The 18,684-nt window shown below is 50.8% G+C and carries 16 protein-coding genes; 15 read left to right on the top strand and 1 reads right to left on the bottom strand.

The window, feature by feature from the left end; all coding sequences use genetic code 11:
- Positions 1 to 302 precede the first annotated feature (302 nt).
- Together LIZ87_RS20355 and LIZ87_RS20360 are read left to right on the top strand one after the other, a co-directional pair.
- Positions 303 to 1,307 (top strand): MBL fold metallo-hydrolase, encoded by a 1,005-nt coding sequence (locus LIZ87_RS20355; protein ID WP_227149005.1) that lies wholly within the window; start codon positions 303 to 305, stop codon positions 1,305 to 1,307.
- Positions 1,297 to 2,514 (top strand): MFS transporter, encoded by a 1,218-nt coding sequence (locus tag LIZ87_RS20360; protein ID WP_178316298.1) that lies wholly within the window; start codon positions 1,297 to 1,299, stop codon positions 2,512 to 2,514. The genes LIZ87_RS20355 and LIZ87_RS20360 overlap by 11 nt, the downstream gene beginning before the upstream one ends.
- Before the next feature lie 3 nt (positions 2,515 to 2,517).
- Here LIZ87_RS20360 and LIZ87_RS20365 read toward each other — a convergent pair whose 3' ends face one another.
- Complete coding sequence (locus LIZ87_RS20365) at positions 2,518 to 3,960, bottom strand: sigma-54 interaction domain-containing protein (RefSeq protein ID WP_178316299.1); 1,443 nt, start codon at positions 3,958 to 3,960, stop codon at positions 2,518 to 2,520.
- Between the two features lie 253 nt (positions 3,961 to 4,213).
- On the opposite strand from LIZ87_RS20365, the gene LIZ87_RS20370 reads away from it, so the two are divergent.
- The 13 genes from LIZ87_RS20370 to LIZ87_RS20430 all read left to right on the top strand — a co-directional run.
- Positions 4,214 to 5,791 carry an acyl CoA:acetate/3-ketoacid CoA transferase gene (locus LIZ87_RS20370; RefSeq protein WP_227149006.1) on the top strand — a complete coding sequence of 526 codons (1,578 nt, stop codon included), beginning with the start codon at positions 4,214 to 4,216 and terminating at the stop codon, positions 5,789 to 5,791.
- A gap of 2 nt (positions 5,792 to 5,793) precedes the next feature.
- Complete coding sequence (locus LIZ87_RS20375; RefSeq protein ID WP_178314597.1) at positions 5,794 to 7,167, top strand: GntP family permease; 1,374 nt, start codon at positions 5,794 to 5,796, stop codon at positions 7,165 to 7,167.
- Positions 7,168 to 7,190: 23 nt separating this feature from the next.
- Positions 7,191 to 7,964, top strand: a complete 774-nt coding sequence (locus tag LIZ87_RS20380; RefSeq protein WP_178314595.1) for an enoyl-CoA hydratase/isomerase family protein — start codon at positions 7,191 to 7,193, stop codon at positions 7,962 to 7,964.
- A 29-nt stretch (positions 7,965 to 7,993) separates the two neighbouring features.
- Positions 7,994 to 8,449 carry a MaoC/PaaZ C-terminal domain-containing protein gene (locus tag LIZ87_RS20385; RefSeq protein ID WP_178314593.1) on the top strand — a complete coding sequence of 152 codons (456 nt, stop codon included), beginning with the start codon at positions 7,994 to 7,996 and terminating at the stop codon, positions 8,447 to 8,449.
- 489 nt (positions 8,450 to 8,938) lie between these two features.
- The gene (gene rfbA, locus LIZ87_RS20390) at positions 8,939 to 9,838 is read left to right on the top strand and encodes a glucose-1-phosphate thymidylyltransferase RfbA (protein ID WP_178314591.1); all 900 of its coding nucleotides are present in this window, start codon (positions 8,939 to 8,941) and stop codon (positions 9,836 to 9,838) included.
- 15 nt (positions 9,839 to 9,853) lie between these two features.
- Positions 9,854 to 10,876, top strand: coding sequence for a dTDP-glucose 4,6-dehydratase (gene rfbB / locus LIZ87_RS20395; protein ID WP_227149007.1), 1,023 nt, complete (start codon positions 9,854 to 9,856; stop codon positions 10,874 to 10,876).
- A gap of 184 nt (positions 10,877 to 11,060) precedes the next feature.
- Positions 11,061 to 11,921 (top strand): dTDP-4-dehydrorhamnose reductase, encoded by an 861-nt coding sequence (rfbD, locus tag LIZ87_RS20400; protein ID WP_227149008.1) that lies wholly within the window; start codon positions 11,061 to 11,063, stop codon positions 11,919 to 11,921.
- Between the two features lie 69 nt (positions 11,922 to 11,990).
- Positions 11,991 to 13,343, top strand: a complete 1,353-nt coding sequence (gene glmM / locus LIZ87_RS20405; RefSeq protein WP_227149009.1) for a phosphoglucosamine mutase — start codon at positions 11,991 to 11,993, stop codon at positions 13,341 to 13,343.
- 429 nt (positions 13,344 to 13,772) lie between these two features.
- Positions 13,773 to 15,440, top strand: coding sequence for a 2-isopropylmalate synthase (leuA, locus tag LIZ87_RS20410; RefSeq protein WP_227149010.1), 1,668 nt, complete (start codon positions 13,773 to 13,775; stop codon positions 15,438 to 15,440).
- 82 nt (positions 15,441 to 15,522) lie between these two features.
- The gene (locus LIZ87_RS20415) at positions 15,523 to 16,113 is read left to right on the top strand and encodes a biotin transporter BioY (protein ID WP_227149011.1); all 591 of its coding nucleotides are present in this window, start codon (positions 15,523 to 15,525) and stop codon (positions 16,111 to 16,113) included.
- Between the two features lie 11 nt (positions 16,114 to 16,124).
- The gene (locus tag LIZ87_RS20420; protein WP_178316042.1) at positions 16,125 to 16,943 is read left to right on the top strand and encodes a TraX family protein; all 819 of its coding nucleotides are present in this window, start codon (positions 16,125 to 16,127) and stop codon (positions 16,941 to 16,943) included.
- A gap of 354 nt (positions 16,944 to 17,297) precedes the next feature.
- On the top strand, positions 17,298 to 18,401 hold the full coding sequence (glf, locus tag LIZ87_RS20425; RefSeq protein ID WP_227149012.1) for a UDP-galactopyranose mutase: 1,104 nt from the start codon (positions 17,298 to 17,300) through the stop codon (positions 18,399 to 18,401).
- Positions 18,391 to 18,684, top strand: a 294-nt coding sequence (locus tag LIZ87_RS20430; protein ID WP_227149013.1) for a hypothetical protein, incomplete at its 3' end; no start/stop codon positions are given. The genes glf and LIZ87_RS20430, both read left to right, overlap by 11 nt.

An 18,684-nucleotide genomic window follows, 5' to 3' on the forward strand; every position in this document is an offset into this window, starting at 1 on the left:
AGGTGACCTGTACAAGGTGATCCCTGCTATCATGGAAGAGATGGATAAGCTGCCTGAGAAATAGTTGAGCGCCGGAGCGTGAAACTACGAGCAACATAAAAAATAGCAACGCTCGAAAAAACCTCGCGAACGATTTTTTATGCATCGCACGTAAGAGCCTAAAAGACAGGGTCTAGGTGCTCGTAGCTAAAAAAACAGTTAAGTATCAATGACCTGCAAAAGGGACAGCCGGAGGAAACAGCTTTGGGTTGTCCCTTTTTGGAAAAATGTAACGAAAAAATTACTATTGTGAGGAATAAGACATGACAGTAGACCAGATAGAAGAGGTACTTCCGGGGATATACCGAATACCTGTGCCGCTTAAGGGAAACCCCTTAAAGGAATTGAACAGTTACTTGATCCGTGGGGATAAAAACCTGCTGGTAGATACGGGCTTTCGGACAGAGGACTGCAGGCAGGCATTGTTAGAAGGCCTGTCTCTTTTGGGGATCCGTATGGAAGACACAGATATTCTGCTCACCCATCTTCATGCAGACCATTCTGGAAATGCCCCTGATATTGTATACAACGGCAATAAAATATATATGGGCAGATTGGACAAAAAATATACGGTCGGAATGGGAACCCAGGAAGAAAATGGGATCGTGCTTCTTCATATGAGCCGTGTGGAACGGCTGAAAAAGAACGGCATTTCTGAGGAACTGATAAAGGAAATGTTAAAATGCACCCCCTCCAGGACCATGGCCCCCAACCCGGATTATGTGGATTATACAGCTCTGGATGAAGGTGACGAAATACAGGCAGGCAGCTATACCCTGCGGGCAATTGAAACTCCGGGGCACACTCCGGGACAAATGTGCTTTGAAATTGTGGGAACTGGTGCTATGATATTAGGAGACCATGTTCTTTTTGATATTACACCGAATATTACAGACTGGCCGGGAGTGGAAGACTCTCTGGGCAATTACCTTGCCAGCCTTGATAAGATAGACAAATATGATGTGACCATTCCTCTTCCGGGACACCGTAAGCCTGCGGATTTCCACCAGAGGATCGCTGACCTAAAGGCCCATCATGAGAGAAGGCTTGCAGAGTGCAGGGCTGTAATAAAGCGGCTGGGTAAGGCCCATCTGTATGATATCACGGGAAATATGACCTGGAAGATCCGTGCTGCCAGCTGGGATGATTTCCCACCGGCCCAGCGCTGGTTTGCCCTGGGAGAATGCCTTTCCCATATTGATCATTTAAAACGGACAGGTCAGATAATACAACATGATGAGGGGGATATTTACTGGTATGAAGCTTAATCGATGGATCTATGCGGCAGTAGGAGTGGTGACTCTTCTTCTGGCCGGACTGGTGTATGCGTGGAGCGTGCTTTCACTTCCGATCGCCGCTTACTTTACAGAGTGGAGCAAGGCACAGCTCTCCCTGACATTTACCATATGTATGATGGCTTTTTGCTTTGGCTGCATGGCTGGAGGTATGACGGCAGGAAAGCTGAATGTAAAGTTTAATGTGTGGATCTCCGGCATCCTGTTTTTTGTGGGATTCTTCATTGCAAGCAGGGCACAGTCTCCCGCTGTGCTGTATTTTGGATACGGCGTTCTCTGCGGCTTCGCATCCGGCTTTGTATACAATGCTGTTTTAAGCACGATGAGTGCGTGGTTTCCTGATAAGCAGGGGCTGATCTCCGGTGTACTGCTGATGGGCTTTGGCTTAAGCTCCTTTATTGTGGGCAAGGTGTACCAGGCAGTCACCCCTTCCGGCGAGGGCGTGGAGGCCTGGAGAAATTCCTTCTTTGTGTTCGGCATCATCCTTTTGGCAGTGCTGGCAGTGTGCGGGTTCTTCTTTGTGAAGCCCACAAAAGAGGATTTGGAGGCCCAGGGGATCACGGCCTCTAAGAAAAAGAAGGTCAATACAGATGGGCTGGATATTGACACAAAGCACATGGTGGCAAGACCAAGCTTCTGGCTGTTCTTCTTTTGGACGATCTGCATGGGCGGCGCAGGCATGGCTCTTATCAGCCAGGCCAGCGGTATTGCAAAGGAGGTAGGCCCTGAGGTGGCGGCCGGCACCATTGCAACTGTGGTAGGATTGATCTCCATTTTCAATGGACTGGGCCGTGTGTTTTTCGGAAATCTGTTTGATAAGAAGGGGCGGAAAATCACCATGCTCACAGTGGGAACGGCCTTTGGCCTGTCCTCGCTGATCCTGGCAGCGGCTCTTGGCACAAAGCTGTTCCCGCTTATCATCCTGGGCTTTATGTGCTGCGGTTTCTCATATGGAGGCTTAAACCCCAGCATTTCTGCCTATGTAAATGCCTCCTACGGCGCTACCAATTATCCAATGAACTTTTCTGTCATGAACTTAAACCTGCTGGCAGCCTCCTTTGGCGGAACCATTGCAGGTATGCTGTATGATGCCAGCGGCTCCTATATGACAACCTTATTCTACATGATCGGCAGTGCAGTGGTGAGCTTGATATTTACAATGTCCATACGGAAAATTTGACCGTTACCGGTCCGTATCAAAAGGCTTGGAGAGATCCGGGCCTTTTTCCTTTGCCTTTTTTCGGTACAGAGTTGTTCTGTGGACTCCTAAGGATTTGGCAGCTGCGCTTAGCTGGCCGCCCTTTTGCTGGATCACAGCCTGGATATACTGCTGTTCAAACTGTTCGGTCGCTTCGCTCAGGGTGAGGTCCAGAGGAGGAAGCGCAGGAGCCGCGGAGGAAGAACATGATAGGTCAGCAGAGCGGCTATTCCACTCCTGCCGGAGCATGGAGGCCAGAGGCAGCTCCCGGTGGTCCGGCGGACAGATGAGCACGGCACGTTCGATGATATTGCGCAGCTCACGTACATTTCCGGGCCAGCTGTAGTCCAAAAGGAGCTGGAGGTTGGAAGCAGACAAAAAGGTGCGCTTGCAGTATTTCTGGTTGTAGCGGTTCACATAATATTTGGAAATGGATTCAATATCCTCAGGACGGTCTCTGAGTGCAGGGATATGGATGGGCAGCACATGGAGACGGTAATAGAGGTCGCCGCGGAAGGTTTTTTCATTTACCATCTGAAGCAGATTCCTGTTGGTAGCAGTGATGATGCGCACATCCACCTTTTCCGCCTTGCTGCTGCCAACCGGATAAAATTCTCCGCTTTCTACAAAGCGCAGAAGCTTGGACTGCATGAGGAGGGGAAGCTCTCCAAGCTCATCAAGGAACAGCGTACCCTTGTGGGCCATCTGCAGAAGGCCTGCCTTGCCCTTGGCGTTGGCACCTGTAAATGCTCCTGGACGGTAACCGAAGAATTCGGATTCAAAGAGCTCAGGCGGGATAGCGGAGCAGTTGACAGGGATAAAGGGCTGGGTGCTCCGGGAGCTTTTTGAGTGGATGAATTTGGCGATCAGCTCCTTTCCTACACCGGATTCTCCCACCAGCATGACAGAGCTGTCTGCCAGTGCGATGGTGGCGCATTCCTGGCGGATGGAATGCATTTTGGCACTGGTACAGACCATCTCGTTGTCATTGGAGGTATACAGGTAGTCGGTGATATTTTTATAGTGGGCATGCTGCTCCTGCTCATATGACAGCTGCCTGGCAAATTCATCCATCACCATGTCGGCACGGTTGTTTGTCATGACAAATTCCAGGTTTCCCTGGTCATCAAAGCAGGGCACGCTGGTGGACAGGCGGTAGACGCCTCTGACATTTACAAGGCCGGTAACGGTCTTTTTTGTCTTCATGGCCTCCAGAATGGTGGAGTTTCCATAGATGCTCCTTCCGATGAGCTCTTCCGGGGTCTTGCCCAGGATCTCTTCCTCGGAAAGCCCCATACTGTCGCAGGTGGCAGTATTGACAATGATAAAGCGTCCTTCACTGTCTGTGACGCAGAGGGCATCGAAGGATTCCTTGATAATTTTTTCGTATAAGTAATTCTTACTGTATTTGAGCTTTTTTTCGTTCATTCCGCATGTTAACTCCTAAAAAAATTTGCAGTTGTAGCTTGATCATCATAACATATTTGATGCAAAAACGCAACAAAGATGCAAAAATGCACCTAAAAAGATGCAAAAATACAACAAAAATCAAAGCGATTTGTTAAAATAGTGTCAAAATTCCTTTAAAATCGTTCCTTCTAAAATTGGCATGTTCCTTGCTGTAAATAATAGCAGGAAGACCGAAGGGGGTTAGTACTAAATACATCTAGGAGGGACTTTTATGAACAAGAGAATGGGCCTCAATGAAGCCCTGGATTTGATCCCTGATGGAGCGGGGGTCGCTGTATCCGGCTTTATGCTGATGGCAGTGCCGAGAGAGCTGTATGTGGGGATCGGAAAACGGTTCCAGGAGACAGGACATCCCTGTAACCTGACAGTCATGCATGCCGCAGGAAACGGCAACAACAAGGATCAGGGTATCTATGACATGAGCTATGAGGGGCTGATCACCCGCTACATCACAGGACATTTTGCAAACAATGCCCGTCTGATCGAGCTTACCAATGCCAACAAGGTAGCGAGCTATAATTTTCCCCAGGGAGTGATCGCCCACATGTACCGGGCAGCTGCGGCTGGAAAACCGGGAGAGATCACACGGATCGGTTTAAATACGTTCTGTGATCCGCGTATCCAGGGCGGTAAGATGAATGAGGCGGCAAAGGAGGATCTGGTGGAGCTCATCGATGTGCTGGGAGAGGAATTCCTCCTCTACAAGATGCCGAAGCTGGATATCGGCCTTATCAGAGGTACTACAGCAGATGAGAACGGCAATATTACGATGGAAGAGGAGGGCGCTCCCATTGACGCTTTGGATGTGGCCCTTGCAGTAAAGGCCATGGGCGGCAAAGTGATCGCACAGGTGAAGAACTGCGTATCAGGTGCCTCTATTGACAGGGCCCAGGTAGTGATCCCGGGCAACCTGGTGGATGCAGTGGTAGTCTGTGAGGATCCCCTTGAGAACCATAGACAGACGCCTGGCTCCTACTATAATCCGGTGCTTTCCGGTCATTATAAGCTGGATGGGGTAGGTTTTTCAGAGCTTCCATTTGACGAGAGAAAGGTCATTGCCCGCAGGGCGGCCCTGGAGCTGTCTCCCAATTCCATTGTGAATTTAGGTATCGGTATCCCTGAGGGAGTGGCAGCAGTAGCAGCTGAGGAGGGAGCGGGAGACCAGCTGACCCTTACCATTGAGAGCGGCCTGGTAGGCGGCGTTCCCACAGGCGGACAGGATTTCGGATGTGCGGTCAATGCATGGGCGGCACTTCCCATGACCTCGCAGTTTGATTATTACAACGGCGGCAACCTTGACCTGACCTGCTTAGGCTTTGCAGAGGTGGACAGCGCCGGAAATGTAAACGTGAGCCGGTTTGGAACCAGGATCGCAGGCTGCGGCGGACTGGTGGACATTTCCCAGTCTACTCATACCGTGGTATTCTGCGGAACCATGACGGCAGGGGGATTAAAAGAGAAGATCGAGGACGGCAAGCTGGTAATTGTCCAGGAGGGCAAGAAGGTGAAGTTTAAAAAGTCCGTAGAGCAGATCACCTTCAGCGCAGAGTTCAGCAAAAAACATGATCAGAGAGTGCTCTTTATCACAGAGCGCTGCGTATTCCAGGTGACAGATGAGGGGCTCGAGCTGTCTGAGGTGGCTCCTGGTATTGACATCGGGAAGGACATTCTTCCTTATATGGAATTTACTCCAATCATTCCTGAGAATGTTCCGCTGATGGATGCGCGGTTATTTACAGAGGCTCCTATGGGTCTGGATAAGATCCTGGCCCAGAGAAAGGTGGTTTAAGTATGGGAATCTTTTTGATTTTATTAAGTATCGCTCTTGTTATTGTACTGGTATTCAGAGGTGTACCTGTTTTTTATTCCGCAGTGATCGCGTCCCTGTTCTGTCTGCTCACAGCAGCGCTGTTTACAGGCGCGGGCACAGATGCCGGTATTGTGAATTATGTGATCAACGGCATGACAAGTATGGACAGTTCCTATGTAAAGGGACTGGGCAACTATTTCACCACGAACTTCTGCATTTTCGTTCTGGGCGCTATCTTTGGAAAGCTGTTTGACAATTCCGGCGCTGCGGATGCCATCGCTGAGGCGATCGTAAGCAGAATGGGCGCAAAGGCTGTTATCCCTGCGATCCTCTTAGTTGGCTGGGTGCTGACCTATGGCGGTGTTTCTGTATTCGTTGCATTCTTTGCAATGTATCCTCTGATGCTGTCCCTGTTCAAGGAGGCTGATATTCCGAGACGCCTTCTGCCGCTGTTTTACTTTGCAGGCGCAGGTACCTCTTCAGGATGGTTCCCAGGCTCTCCGCAGGCACATAACCTTCTGCCTTCCACCGCACTGGGAGTAAGCCCGTCCTCATGGCTGGTTCCCGGTATCTTCTTTGCGATCATCGAAATGATCATCGTTGTGGGCTTTGTATTTTTCTACACAAACCGCTGCAAGAAGAACGGGGAGCACTATGAGCTTACAGAGGCTGACAAGAAGATCATCGCAGAAAAGGAGGCAAAGGATGCCTCCAGACGTCCAAGCTGGCTTGTGGCAGCTCTTCCCATGGTCGTTCTGATCATTGTGTTAAATGTGGTGAAGCTGCCGGTTCCGGTATCCCTGTTAGTAGGCATCCTGGCCGCTATTATCTGCTTCTTCAAGAGCTTTGACCTGAGTAAATTCTGGGGAATGATGAGCGAGGGCGCCATGGGCGGTGTTTCCTCCCTGTTCAATACAGCAGCTATCGTTGGCTTTGGTTCCGTTGTTCAGGCAGTTCCTGCATATGCACCTCTGTGCGGCCTCTTAGTTGGCGCAGTGAGCAATCCGATCGTGGCATCTGTTATCACCGTTGGAGGCCTGGCAGGCGTTACCGGATCCGGTACAGGAGGTATCGGACTTGCTATGCCGGTTGTCATTGAGAACTTTATCGGTGACCTGGCAGTCAATGCAAACCATGTAAACCTGGCGGCTCTGGCACGGTGCACCTCCATTGCAGCCCTGACTCTGGATTCCCTGCCGCACTGCGGACTGGTTGTATCTGTTATCAGCTACACCGGCAACGACCACAAGAGCTCCTACCTGCCGTGTGCTGTTGTATTCTGCCTGGCTCCGGTGATCACAGTTGCCCTGATGCTTCTGTTTATCGTTGTTACCGGTCAGACCTACCTTATGTAATTTGTTGAAAAAGGAGAGATATCATGGCATTGGACTATATTCTTCTGGATAAAAAGGATGGAATCGCAACCATTACCTTCCACCGGCCGGAGGCCCTGAATGCACTCAACAGCCAGGTCTTAGCAGATCTGGATGCAGCAGTGGATGAGGTTTCGGCTGATCCAAAGGTGCGTGTGGTAGTATTTACCGGTGAAGGAAAATCCTTTATCTCAGGTGCTGATATCAATGAGATGGATGGATACATCGGAATCGATATCATCAATTATTCCCGCAGGGGAGCAGCCGTGTTCCGGAAGGTGGAGCTCATGACAAAGCCGACCATTGCAGCAGTAAACGGATATGCCTTTGGCGGCGGCTTTGAATTTCTGCTGTGCACAGACATCCGCATTGCCAATGAAAAGGCGAAGCTGAGGCTCCCGGAGGTGACGCTGGGGATCGTTCCGGGCTTTAACGGGACACAGCGCCTGCCAAAGTGTGTGGGTATGAACAAGGCAAAGGAGATCATTTTTACCGGAAAAATGCTCACAGCTGCAGATGGATTGGAGTTGGGTATTTTAAATAAGGTGGTACCTGTGGATAAGCTCATGGAGGAGACCTATGCCATGGCCTCCCAGATCGCAGATAATTCGGCATCAGCCATTGCCCTTACAAAGGCTGCCATGGCTGCCGGGGAAAATATGGACATTGATATCGGTAAGAACATTGAGCTGGGGTATATGGCAGCCGGCTTTGGCACACCGGATCAGATCGAGGGCTTTGCTTCCTTTAAGGAGAGGCGGCCTGCAAAGTTTCGTTAAATATTATTGAATGGTAAGAGGTGATACATATGGCATACGAAGGACGCGGATTATATCTGGAGGATTTTGAGATTGGAAAGACCTATGAGAGCCCTGGCCGCACGATCACAGAGGCGGATGTGGTGAACTTTGCAGGACTTTCCGGTGATTTCAATCCTCTTCACATGGATGAGGAATTTGGCAAGAACAACATGTTTGGAAAGCGGGTTGCACACGGCGCATTAGGGCTGATCATTGCAACCGGAATGTCCAATCAGACAGGCCTTTTTGAGGGGACTACCATTGCATTCTTGGAGCTGACAGCAAAATATACAGCTCCCCTGTGCATCGGCGATACCGTGCATCTGGAAATGGTCCCCACAGAGGCCGCTCACAGCAGGAAGCCAAAGAGAGGCATCTTAAAGATCATGGCAAAACTGGTAAACCAGGAGGGAACGGTGATCCTGGAGTCTCCATGGACGCTTATGATGAAGGCAAAGGAATAATAGAGTAAACCTGCATGCGCCCGGCGGGCCAGTGCTCCACCGCACCATGAAAGCCTGGCGGGCGCATGGGGCATACCTGAACTTAGTGCCGCCTGACGGCGGCGGGGCTTTTATAGTAAAAAGTACAGATCGTGCATCGTCTGATAATTAACCGGATCTTATGCGGAATTTGATTTCTGTCAGATAAGTGATACAGCAGAGGCGTGGCCCCCTATGCCCGCGCTGGAATATCCCTTTGAAGATGGGGTTGCGCAGAAGGCCCGGTTAATTGTCAGGCGATGCTTTTTACTATAAAAGTCCGCCCGCTGGACGCATGCAGGTTTGCTTAAAAAGGAAAGATGCGTGAATATACGTGAACGATTTATTAATAATCTCGAAATATTTTCCGCTTTATTTGAAAAAATAAGGATAGTATGATATATTGGACAAAGAATACGAGAGATGCTTCAGGCGGCCGGGATTTGCGGCCCATGGAGTTAGGAGGAAAGAATGAAAGGGATTATACTGGCCGGAGGAAGCGGGACGAGACTGTATCCGCTGACAAAAGTGACATCGAAGCAGCTGCTTCCCATTTATGACAAACCTATGATCTATTATCCGTTATCCGTTCTGATGAATGCGGGAATACGTGATATCCTGATTATTTCAACGCCGGATGATACGCCCAGGTTTGAGGAACTGCTGGGGGATGGACACCAGTTTGGGATCAACCTGAAGTATGAAGTGCAGCCCAGCCCAGACGGACTTGCCCAGGCGTTTATCATCGGTGAGAAATTTATTGGCAGCGATTCCGTTGCCATGGTTCTGGGAGACAACATTTTCCATGGGCAGGGGCTCACAAAGCGCCTGAAGGCAGCAGCCTCCAGGGAAAAAGGTGCTACCGTATTCGGCTACTATGTGGATGATCCGGAGCGGTTCGGCATTGTGGAGTTTGACAAGGATGGAAAGGCGATCTCCATCGAGGAAAAGCCAAAGCAGCCAAAGTCCAACTACTGCGTCACAGGCCTGTATTTCTATGACAACCGGGTGGTGGAGTATGCAAAGAATTTAAAACCCTCCGCCAGAGGCGAGCTGGAGATCACAGATCTCAACCGCATCTATCTGGAAAACGGTGAGCTGGATGTGATACTCTTAGGCCAGGGCTTTACATGGCTGGATACGGGAACACATGAGTCCCTGGTGGAAGCCACCAACTTTGTAAAGACCGTGGAGACCCACCAGCACCGCAAGATCGCCTGCCTGGAGGAGATCGCCTACTTAAGAGGCTGGATCACAAAGGAGCAGGTGCTTGAGACCTATGAGGTGCTTAAGAAAAACCAGTACGGCAAGTATTTAAAGGACGTGCTTGACGGAAAATACGTGGATAAGCTCCACAACAGGGAGTTTTAATTTGGAGGAAATAAGATGAAGATCATTGTTACCGGCGGAGCCGGATTTATCGGAAGCAATTTTGTGCACCACATGGTGAACAAGTATCCGGAATACGAGATTATCAACCTGGACCTGCTGACCTATGCTGGAAACCTGGAGAATCTAAAGCCAGTGGAGGACAAGCCAAACTATAAGTTCGTCAAGGGCGATATCGCAGACAGGAAGTTCATTTTTGACCTGTTTGAGAAGGAAAAGCCGGATATGGTGGTAAACTTTGCGGCAGAGAGCCATGTGGACCGCTCCATCACGGATCCGGAGGCCTTTGTCAGGACAAATGTGATGGGAACCACGACCCTGTTGGACGCCTGCCGCACCTACGGCATTAAGCGTTACCATCAGGTATCCACGGATGAGGTATACGGCGACCTGCCTCTTGACAGGCCGGATCTGTTCTTTACAGAGGAGACCCCGCTGCACACATCAAGCCCCTATTCTTCCTCAAAGGCCAGCGCTGACCTGTTTGTACTGGCTTACCACAGGACATACGGGCTGCCGGTCACTGTGTCACGGTGCTCCAACAACTATGGCCCTTATCATTTCCCGGAGAAGCTGATCCCCCTTATTATCAGCCGTGCCCTGGCTGACGAGGAGCTTCCTGTATACGGAACAGGGGAAAATGTCAGAGACTGGCTTCATGTGTCTGACCACTGCCAGGCGATTGACCTGATCATCCACAAGGGCCGTGTGGGCGAGGTCTACAATATCGGCGGCCACAATGAGCGCACCAACCTGGAGGTGGTGAAGACCATCTTAAAGGCCCTGGACAAGCCGGAGAGCCTGATCAAGTTTGTGACAGACCGTCCTGGTCATGACAGACGTTATGCAATTGATCCCACAAAGCTGGAGACAGAGCTGGGCTGGAAGCCTCAGTACAATTTTGATACAGGAATTGTACAGACGATCCAGTGGTATCTGGACAACCAGGATTGGTGGAAAAATATTTTAAGCGGCGAGTACAGCAGCTATTTTGATAAGATGTACGGAAACCGCCTGTAAAACGAAAGCTGTGGCTGACAAAAGTCAGGCGCGGTCCTTCGGGTGTACTGGTCGCTTGGCAATCATGGTATCAGTACACCGGGAGGGAGCGCTTCCTTCTGTCAGCCTTTGTTGCGAAGTATCCGGCAAAACGCGCCGGCGATGCGTTTTGCCGGATCCGGAGGATAGAACGGAGGTTTTGAATATGAGGATTCTGGTAACTGGCGTGAAGGGGCAGCTGGGACATGACGTGATGAATGAGCTGGCGCGCAGAGGCCTGACAGGCATCGGCGTGGACGTGGAGGAGATGGATATCACGGACAGCGCTGCCTGCGAACGCGTCATAAGAGAAGCAGAGCCAGAGGCAGTCATCCACTGCGCAGCATATACTGCAGTAGATGCTGCTGAAGATAACCTGGAGCTGTGCCGCAGGGTCAATGCCGAGGGAACCCGCAATATCGCAAAGGTCTGCAGGGCACTTGATATCAAGATGATGTATATCAGCACAGATTATGTGTTTAACGGTACCGGGGAGCGGCCCTGGGAGCCCGATGACCACAGGGAGCCCTTAAATGTCTACGGCCTCACAAAGTATGAGGGAGAGATCGGAGTAGAGCAGAACCTGGAAAAGTATTTTATTGTCCGCATTGCCTGGGTATTTGGTGTGAACGGCAAGAACTTTATAAAGACCATGCTGCGCCTGGGAAAGGAACGCGGCGCTGTCAGCGTGGTGGATGACCAGATCGGTTCTCCCACCTATACCTATGACCTGGCAAGGCTTCTTGTAGATATGGTCCAGACAGAAAAGTACGGGCGCTACCATGCCACCAACGAGGGACTTTGCAGCTGGTATGAGTTTGCCTGCGAGATTTTCCGCCAGGCAGGCATGGGCGAGGTGAAGGTGACGCCGGTGGATTCTGCGGGCTTTCCGGCAAAGGCAAAGCGGCCGAACAACAGCCGCATGAGCAAAGAAAAGTTGACGGAAAATGGCTTTGAGCGCCTGCCCTCCTGGCAGGATGCACTGGGAAGGTATCTTGCGGCGCTGAAGGAAAACGGGCAGCTGTAAAAAGCAACCCGTAACTGTGAGGGTACGGAACAGTTACGAAGTGATCAATATTCAGAAAGGATTGGAAAGATGGGTAAGTATTTTGGAACAGACGGCTTTCGCGGGGAAGCCAACGTGGATCTGACAGTGGAGCACGCCTATAAGGTGGGACGCTTCCTGGGCTGGTACTATGGACAGAAGGCGCCGGATGAGCGTTGCAGGATCGTCATCGGAAAGGATACGAGAAGAAGCAGCTATATGTTTGAATATTCGCTGGTGGCAGGACTGACAGCCTCCGGTGCGGACGTATACCTGCTCCATGTGACCACGACCCCAAGTGTATCCTATGTGGTGCGTACAGAGGGCTTTCACTGCGGCATCATGATCTCCGCCAGCCACAACCCCTTCTACGACAACGGCATTAAGGTTATCAATGAAAAAGGAGAAAAGCTGGAGGAATCTGTTATCACAGAGGTGGAGCGGTATCTTGACGGGGAAATGGGCGAGATCCCTCTGGCAAAGAAGGATAACATTGGCCGGACTGTGGATTTTGCCGCTGGCAGAAACCGCTATATCGGATATCTGATCTCTATTGCTACCCGCTCCTTTAAGAATATGAGAGTGGCATTGGACTGCGCCAACGGAAGCGCCTCCGCTATTGCAAAGAACGTATTTGACGCCCTGGGAGCAGAGACCCATGTGATAAGCAATGAGCCAAACGGCTTAAACATCAATACAGACTGCGGTTCCACTCACATTGAGCACCTCCAGAAATTTGTTGTGGACCAGAAGTGCGATGTCGGCTTTGCCTATGACGGAGATGCAGACAGGTGCATTGCTGTGGACAGCAAGGGCCGCGTGGTTGACGGCGATGTGATCATGTACATCTGCGGCAAGTACATGAAGGAGCAGGGGTCCCTGTTCCATAATACGGTAGTTACCACCATCATGTCCAACTTCGGCCTTTACAAGGCCTTTGAGCGGGAAGGCATCTCCTATGAGAAGACCGCAGTGGGCGATAAGTATGTGTATGAAAATATGGCAGCTACAGGCCATTGCCTTGGAGGCGAGCAGTCAGGCCACATTATTTTCAGCAAGCATGCAACCACCGGAGACGGCATCCTGACCTCCTTAAAGGTGATGGAGGTCATCCTGGAGAAGAAGCAGACTTTAGAAAAGCTGGCCTCCGAGGTTGAGATCTATCCTCAGGTCCTCAAGAATGTGAGGGTAAAGGATAAAAAGGCTGCCCAGGATGATGAGGCAGTACAGGCAGAGGTGTCAAAGGTGACAGAGGCACTGGGAACAGATGGACGCATCCTGCTTCGCCAGTCAGGTACAGAGCCTGTGGTGCGCGTGATGGTGGAGGCTTCGGATATGGACACCTGCGAAAAATATGTGGATCAGGTGATCAATGTGATGAAGGCCCAGGGGCACTGCCTGTAGGGAGCTGGCAGTACGCATTTTATGATGAATGGGAATGGAAGGCATAACCATTAGGAATAGTGAAAGAAATCCCATTGCTTGTCAGTCTCCCCGACTTATGCTATAATAAAATAACGTTGCGGCGAAGCGGCCAAAGTTACAGCAGATGCTGTATGAAGTCCTGGAATGTCGTTCCAGGGCTTTTCTTTATGAAGCCGCGGTGCAAAATACGGAAACTCAAGTGCCGCAGACGATTTTGACAGAAAAGGAATGATGATAAAGTGGGGCTGAATCAGTAAAAGTATTGCTGTTCATCGTCCGCCGTTATGGTGTGGTCGAGCGACTGCCCGCAAGGGCTTAAGGACAGAGATCAACAGGCAGGAAGACAAAGCGGACGCAAGAACGCACAGGCAGCTGTGCAGAAAAAGATGGACAGAATGGAGGAAACATATGTTAAATTATAAGAGATATAAAAGAGTACCGGTAGTGGATTTCCCGGAGCGTACATGGCCGGATAAGGAGATCATGAAGGCGCCGATATGGTGCAGCGTGGACTTAAGAGACGGTAACCAGGCATTGGTTGAGCCTATGGTGGTGGAGGAGAAGGTGGAGATGTTCAACCTTCTTGTGAAGCTGGGCTTTAAGGAGATCGAGGTGGGCTTCCCGGCTGCATCCCAGATCGAATATGACTTCTTAAGAACATTGGTGGAGCGCCGCCTGATCCCTGACGATGTGGAGGTACAGGTTCTGGTACAGTGCCGTGAGCACTTGATCAAGAGGACCTTTGAGGCCTTAAAGGGCATTAAGAAAGCCGTTGTCCACATTTACAATTCCACATCTACCCTGCAGAGAGATGTGGTATTCCACAAGGATAAAGAGGAGATCAAGGACATCGCCATTGTGGGCACAAAGCTGGTGCAGCGCTATGCAGCGGAATGTGACACAGAGGTCCGCCTGGAGTACTCACCGGAGAGCTTTACGGGCACAGAGCTGGACTTTGCTCTTGATATCTGTACAGCAGTGCAGGAAACATGGGGGGCAACAAAGGAAAGGCCGATCATCATCAACCTTCCATCTACCGTTGAAATGACCACCCCGAATGTATATGCAGACCAGATCGAGTGGATGCACACCCATTTTAAGAACAGGGAGAGCATCATTTTAAGTGTACATCCTCACAATGACAGAGGTGAGGGCATTGCAGCCACAGAGCTGGCTCTTCTTGCAGGAGCTGACCGTGTGGAGGGAACCTTATTCGGAAACGGCGAGCGCACAGGTAACGTGGATATTCTGACAGTTGCCTACAACATGTTCTCCCAGGGCATTAATCCTGAGCTGAATATTGAAAATGTGCGTGAGATCGCAGAGGTCTGCGAGCGCTGCACAAAGATGGAGATCCCGCCCCGTCATCCATACGCAGGAAAGCTGGTATTTACTGCATTCTCCGGTTCCCACCAGGATGCGATCAACAAGGGCATGCAGGCTCTCAAGGAGAGACATGGAGAATACTGGGAGGTTCCTTACCTTCCCATCGATCCCAGCGACATTGGCAGGGAGTACGAGCCGATCGTGCGCATCAACAGCCAGTCCGGAAAGGGCGGCGTAGCCTTTGTAATGGATACCTTCTACGGCTTCAAGCTCCCAAAGGGAATGCACAAGGAGTTTGCAGATGTGATCCAGAAGATCTCCGAGCAGCAGGGTGAGGTGGCCCCGGAGCAGATCATGGCAGAGTTCAAGAAGAACTACTTAGAGCGCAAGGAGCCTATGCACTTCCGCAAGTGCCGTATTACAGATACGGAGACAGCAGACGGCGAGTTTGCAACCCTGGCCAGAGTGACTTACACGGATCACGGTATTGAGAAGACCTTTGAGGGTATTGGAAATGGTCCTATTGATGCAGTACAAAGAGGTATGGAGGATGCTCTGGGCATCCAGATCAAGGTGTTGGATTACACCGAGCATGCGTTGGCATCTGGTTCCGGTGCACAGGCTGCTTCCTATATCCATCTGGTAGATCAGGCCAGCGGAAAGGCTACCTACGGCGTAGGTATCAGCTCCAATATCACAAGAGCTTCCATCCGCGGTATCTTCAGTGCGGTAAACAGGATCTTTTATTAAAAATGTTGAGAGAACCGGCTTGAAATAACAGTCGGTTCTTTTTCATAGCAGGAAGACCTACACAGGTTTCAGGAGGATGATAATGGAAGAGATGAGGACAATGAAGGGACAGCGTCTGTCTGCGAGGGAAATGGCATTTTGTGGGCTGTTTACCGCATTGATCGCAACAGGAGCATTTATTAAGATCAGCATTCCGGTACAGCCTTTCCCCATGCACTTTACATTGCAGTTCTTTTTTGTGCTGCTGTCAGGCTTTATCATGGGGGCGAAGAGAGGTGCTATGTGCGTTTGTATCTATCTGGCAGTAGGCTTGGTGGGAGTCCCGGTATTCGCAGCAGGAGGCGGGCCTGCTTATCTGGTGCGTCCCACCTTTGGATTCCTGCTGGGCTTTGTGTTTGCAGCCTATGTGACAGGATGGCTGGTATCTAAGAGGGAAAAGCATTCCGTGTTCTGGAATATTTTTTCTGCCTTCTGGGGGATGATGGCCTACTATCTGTCAGGAATGATCTACTTTTATTTCATCAGCAATTTTGTGATCAACATGCCTGTTACCTGGTGGCTTGTGTTCGTGAACTGCTTCCTTTTGACCGTAGTGGGAGATTTTCTCTTGTGTGTGCTGGCTGCCGTACTGGCCAGGAGGCTGAAGCCCCTGGCTGACAGGATCGGCTTTTAGGGTGAGTTTTCATGACGGGAAGAGAGGACAGCCGTCAAAGCTGCAGCAGGGCAGCGGGGAGCAGGAGAGCCTGGGGGCTTGACGGCACAGCACTCAAATACATTGCCATGGTTTCCATGCTCATCGACCATATCGGAGCAGTAGTGATGGAATATCTGGTGTTCTATAGAGGCGGGCTTCACAGCCTGCAGCCAATCCTGCATTCCCCGGAGGGTGCAGCCATCTACAGAGGGATCCGGCTTCTCAGGATGCTGGGAAGGGCGGCGTTTCCCATTTACTGTTTTCTCCTCGTAGAAGGCTTTCTCCATACCAGAAGCCGGAAGAAATATGGTATCAGGCTGCTCTTTTTTGCTTTCTTGTCAGAGATCCCCTTTAACCTTGCAGTCTCCAACCGCCTGTGGAGCCTGGAATACCAGAATGTATTTTTTGAGCTGGCAGTGGGCCTTTTGGTGCTGAAGGGGCTTGAGCTGGCAAAGGGCCTGGCGCCTGTGAGTCGTGAGCTGGCAGCCGGGACCGTATTGATGTCAGGCGGGCTGCTGGCCCTGTTCATGAGGACGGATTATGATATCACAGGAATCCTGCTCATAGGAGCATTTTACTGGTTTGGGGGAACGAGGAAGGGTAGGACGGCAGCAGCAGGAATCCTCGGTTTCCTGGAATCATGGGAGGTTACTTACGGAGCAGGGATCCTCTCGGCGATCCCGCTTTTCTTTTATAACGGCAAGAGGGGAAAGGGCAGGAATAAGTATCTTTTCTACTGGTTTTATCCGGCGCATCTTATGGCGCTTTTCCTCTTGCGCAGGTACTGCTTTGGCATTCCCCTGGGATAGGGTAGTGTGAGAGAAAGCCTCCATGGCGTTACCGTTCAGGCGGCTGCAAGGAGGGCGGCTGGAGCGCCTTTGCAGGGCATTAGAAGCACTTAGGCAGCTGGTTTTTCCGTTCAGAGCAGTATCAATGATTGTTTGAGCGTAGCGAGTTGCGTTGATGCTGCTCTGGCTTTTAGGAAAAATCAGGTGTCTTAGTGCTTCTTATGTCCGAAACCGAAGCGCCAGCCGCCCTCCTTGCAGCCGCCTGAACGGTAACGCCATGGCTTCCGCTTGCGGTGTGAAGGGGTTCTGTAGTATGATAGTATCAGCAAAAAGAGAACCGTGAGAGTTCGGTGAAGAGAAAGAGAGCATGGATAAATGAAAAAATATGATTATGTGCTGGTAGGAAGCGGACTTTACGCAGGTGTATTTGCCTGGTATGCCAGGAAAAATGGAAAGTCCTGTCTGGTGGTGGAGAAGAGGGATCACATAGGAGGAAACATTTACTGTGAGGAGATAGAGGGGATCCATGTACACAAGTATGGAGCCCACATTTTCCATACCAGCAACAGAAAGGTGTGGGACTTTGTAAATTCTCTGGCAGAGTTCAACCGCTATACCAACAGTCCTGTTGCAAACTTCAAAGGCGAGATGTATAATATGCCCTTTAATATGAACACCTTCAGCAAAATGTGGGGCATCTCCACTCCTGAGGAGGCAAAGGATATCATAGAAAAGCAGAGGGCAGAGATACAGGGAGAGCCGAAGAATCTGGAGGAACAGGCCATCAGCCTGGTAGGCCGCGAGGTTTATGAGAAGCTGGTAAAGGGCTACACGGAAAAGCAGTGGGGCCGGGACTGCAGGGAGCTTCCGGCATTTATCATCAAGCGTCTGCCTGTGCGGTATACCTATGACAACAACTATTTTAATGACCTGTACCAGGGTATTCCCATTGGCGGTTACAATGTGATCATGGAGGCATTGTTTGAGGGCTGCGACATGGAGACAGGAGTGGATTACCTGGAGAAAAAGGAATACTATGACAGTCTGGGAGAGACCATTGTCTATACAGGGACCATTGACGCTTACTACAGCTACTGCTTCGGAAAGCTGGAATACCGCAGCCTGCGCTTTGAGTCCGAGCTTTTGGAGGAGGAGAACCACCAGGGCGTAGCGGTGGTAAATTACACGGACAGGGAGACTCCCTACACCAGGATGATCGAGCACAAGCATTTTGAGTTTGGAACACAGCCAAAGACTGTGGTCACGAAGGAGTATCCGGTCACATGGCAGGAGGGGATGGAACCCTACTATCCGGTGAATGATGAGAAAAACCAGTCCCTGTACCAGCAGTATGCCGCACTGGCCCAGAGGGAGACCGGCGTGATCTTTGGCGGAAGACTGGGAGAGTATAAGTATTATGATATGGACAAGGTGATCGAGTCCGCTATGAAGAAGGCGGAGGAGATATTTGGAGAATAAACCTGCATGCGTCCAGCGGGTGGACGCGCCGCCGCACCACGAAAGTCTGGTGGACGCATTTGGCATACCTGAATGCATGCCGCCTGTCCGGCGGCTGAGCTTTTATAGTAAACCTGTATGCGTCCAGCGGGTGGACGCGCCGCCGCACCACGAAAGTCTGGTGGACGCATTTGGCATACCTGAATGCATGCCGCCTGTCCGGCGGCTGAGCTTTTATAGTAAACCTGTATGCGTCCAGCGGGTGGACGCGCCGCCGCACCACGAAAGTCTGGTGGACGCATTT

This window comes from Lacrimispora sp. 210928-DFI.3.58 (assembly GCF_020554865.1).
Taxonomy (GTDB): domain Bacteria; phylum Bacillota; class Clostridia; order Lachnospirales; family Lachnospiraceae; genus Enterocloster.

Coding starts and splice junctions, on each gene's coding strand:
- LIZ87_RS20355 (WP_227149005.1), top strand. CDS start 303: ATGACAGTAGACCAGATAGAAGAGGTACTTCCGGGGATATACCGAATA.
- LIZ87_RS20360 (WP_178316298.1), top strand. CDS start 1,297: ATGAAGCTTAATCGATGGATCTATGCGGCAGTAGGAGTGGTGACTCTT.
- LIZ87_RS20365 (WP_178316299.1), bottom strand. CDS start 3,960: ATGAACGAAAAAAAGCTCAAATACAGTAAGAATTACTTATACGAAAAA.
- LIZ87_RS20370 (WP_227149006.1), top strand. CDS start 4,214: ATGAACAAGAGAATGGGCCTCAATGAAGCCCTGGATTTGATCCCTGAT.
- LIZ87_RS20375 (WP_178314597.1), top strand. CDS start 5,794: ATGGGAATCTTTTTGATTTTATTAAGTATCGCTCTTGTTATTGTACTG.
- LIZ87_RS20380 (WP_178314595.1), top strand. CDS start 7,191: ATGGCATTGGACTATATTCTTCTGGATAAAAAGGATGGAATCGCAACC.
- LIZ87_RS20385 (WP_178314593.1), top strand. CDS start 7,994: ATGGCATACGAAGGACGCGGATTATATCTGGAGGATTTTGAGATTGGA.
- rfbA (WP_178314591.1), top strand. CDS start 8,939: ATGAAAGGGATTATACTGGCCGGAGGAAGCGGGACGAGACTGTATCCG.
- rfbB (WP_227149007.1), top strand. CDS start 9,854: ATGAAGATCATTGTTACCGGCGGAGCCGGATTTATCGGAAGCAATTTT.
- rfbD (WP_227149008.1), top strand. CDS start 11,061: ATGAGGATTCTGGTAACTGGCGTGAAGGGGCAGCTGGGACATGACGTG.
- glmM (WP_227149009.1), top strand. CDS start 11,991: ATGGGTAAGTATTTTGGAACAGACGGCTTTCGCGGGGAAGCCAACGTG.
- leuA (WP_227149010.1), top strand. CDS start 13,773: ATGTTAAATTATAAGAGATATAAAAGAGTACCGGTAGTGGATTTCCCG.
- LIZ87_RS20415 (WP_227149011.1), top strand. CDS start 15,523: ATGGAAGAGATGAGGACAATGAAGGGACAGCGTCTGTCTGCGAGGGAA.
- LIZ87_RS20420 (WP_178316042.1), top strand. CDS start 16,125: ATGACGGGAAGAGAGGACAGCCGTCAAAGCTGCAGCAGGGCAGCGGGG.
- glf (WP_227149012.1), top strand. CDS start 17,298: ATGAAAAAATATGATTATGTGCTGGTAGGAAGCGGACTTTACGCAGGT.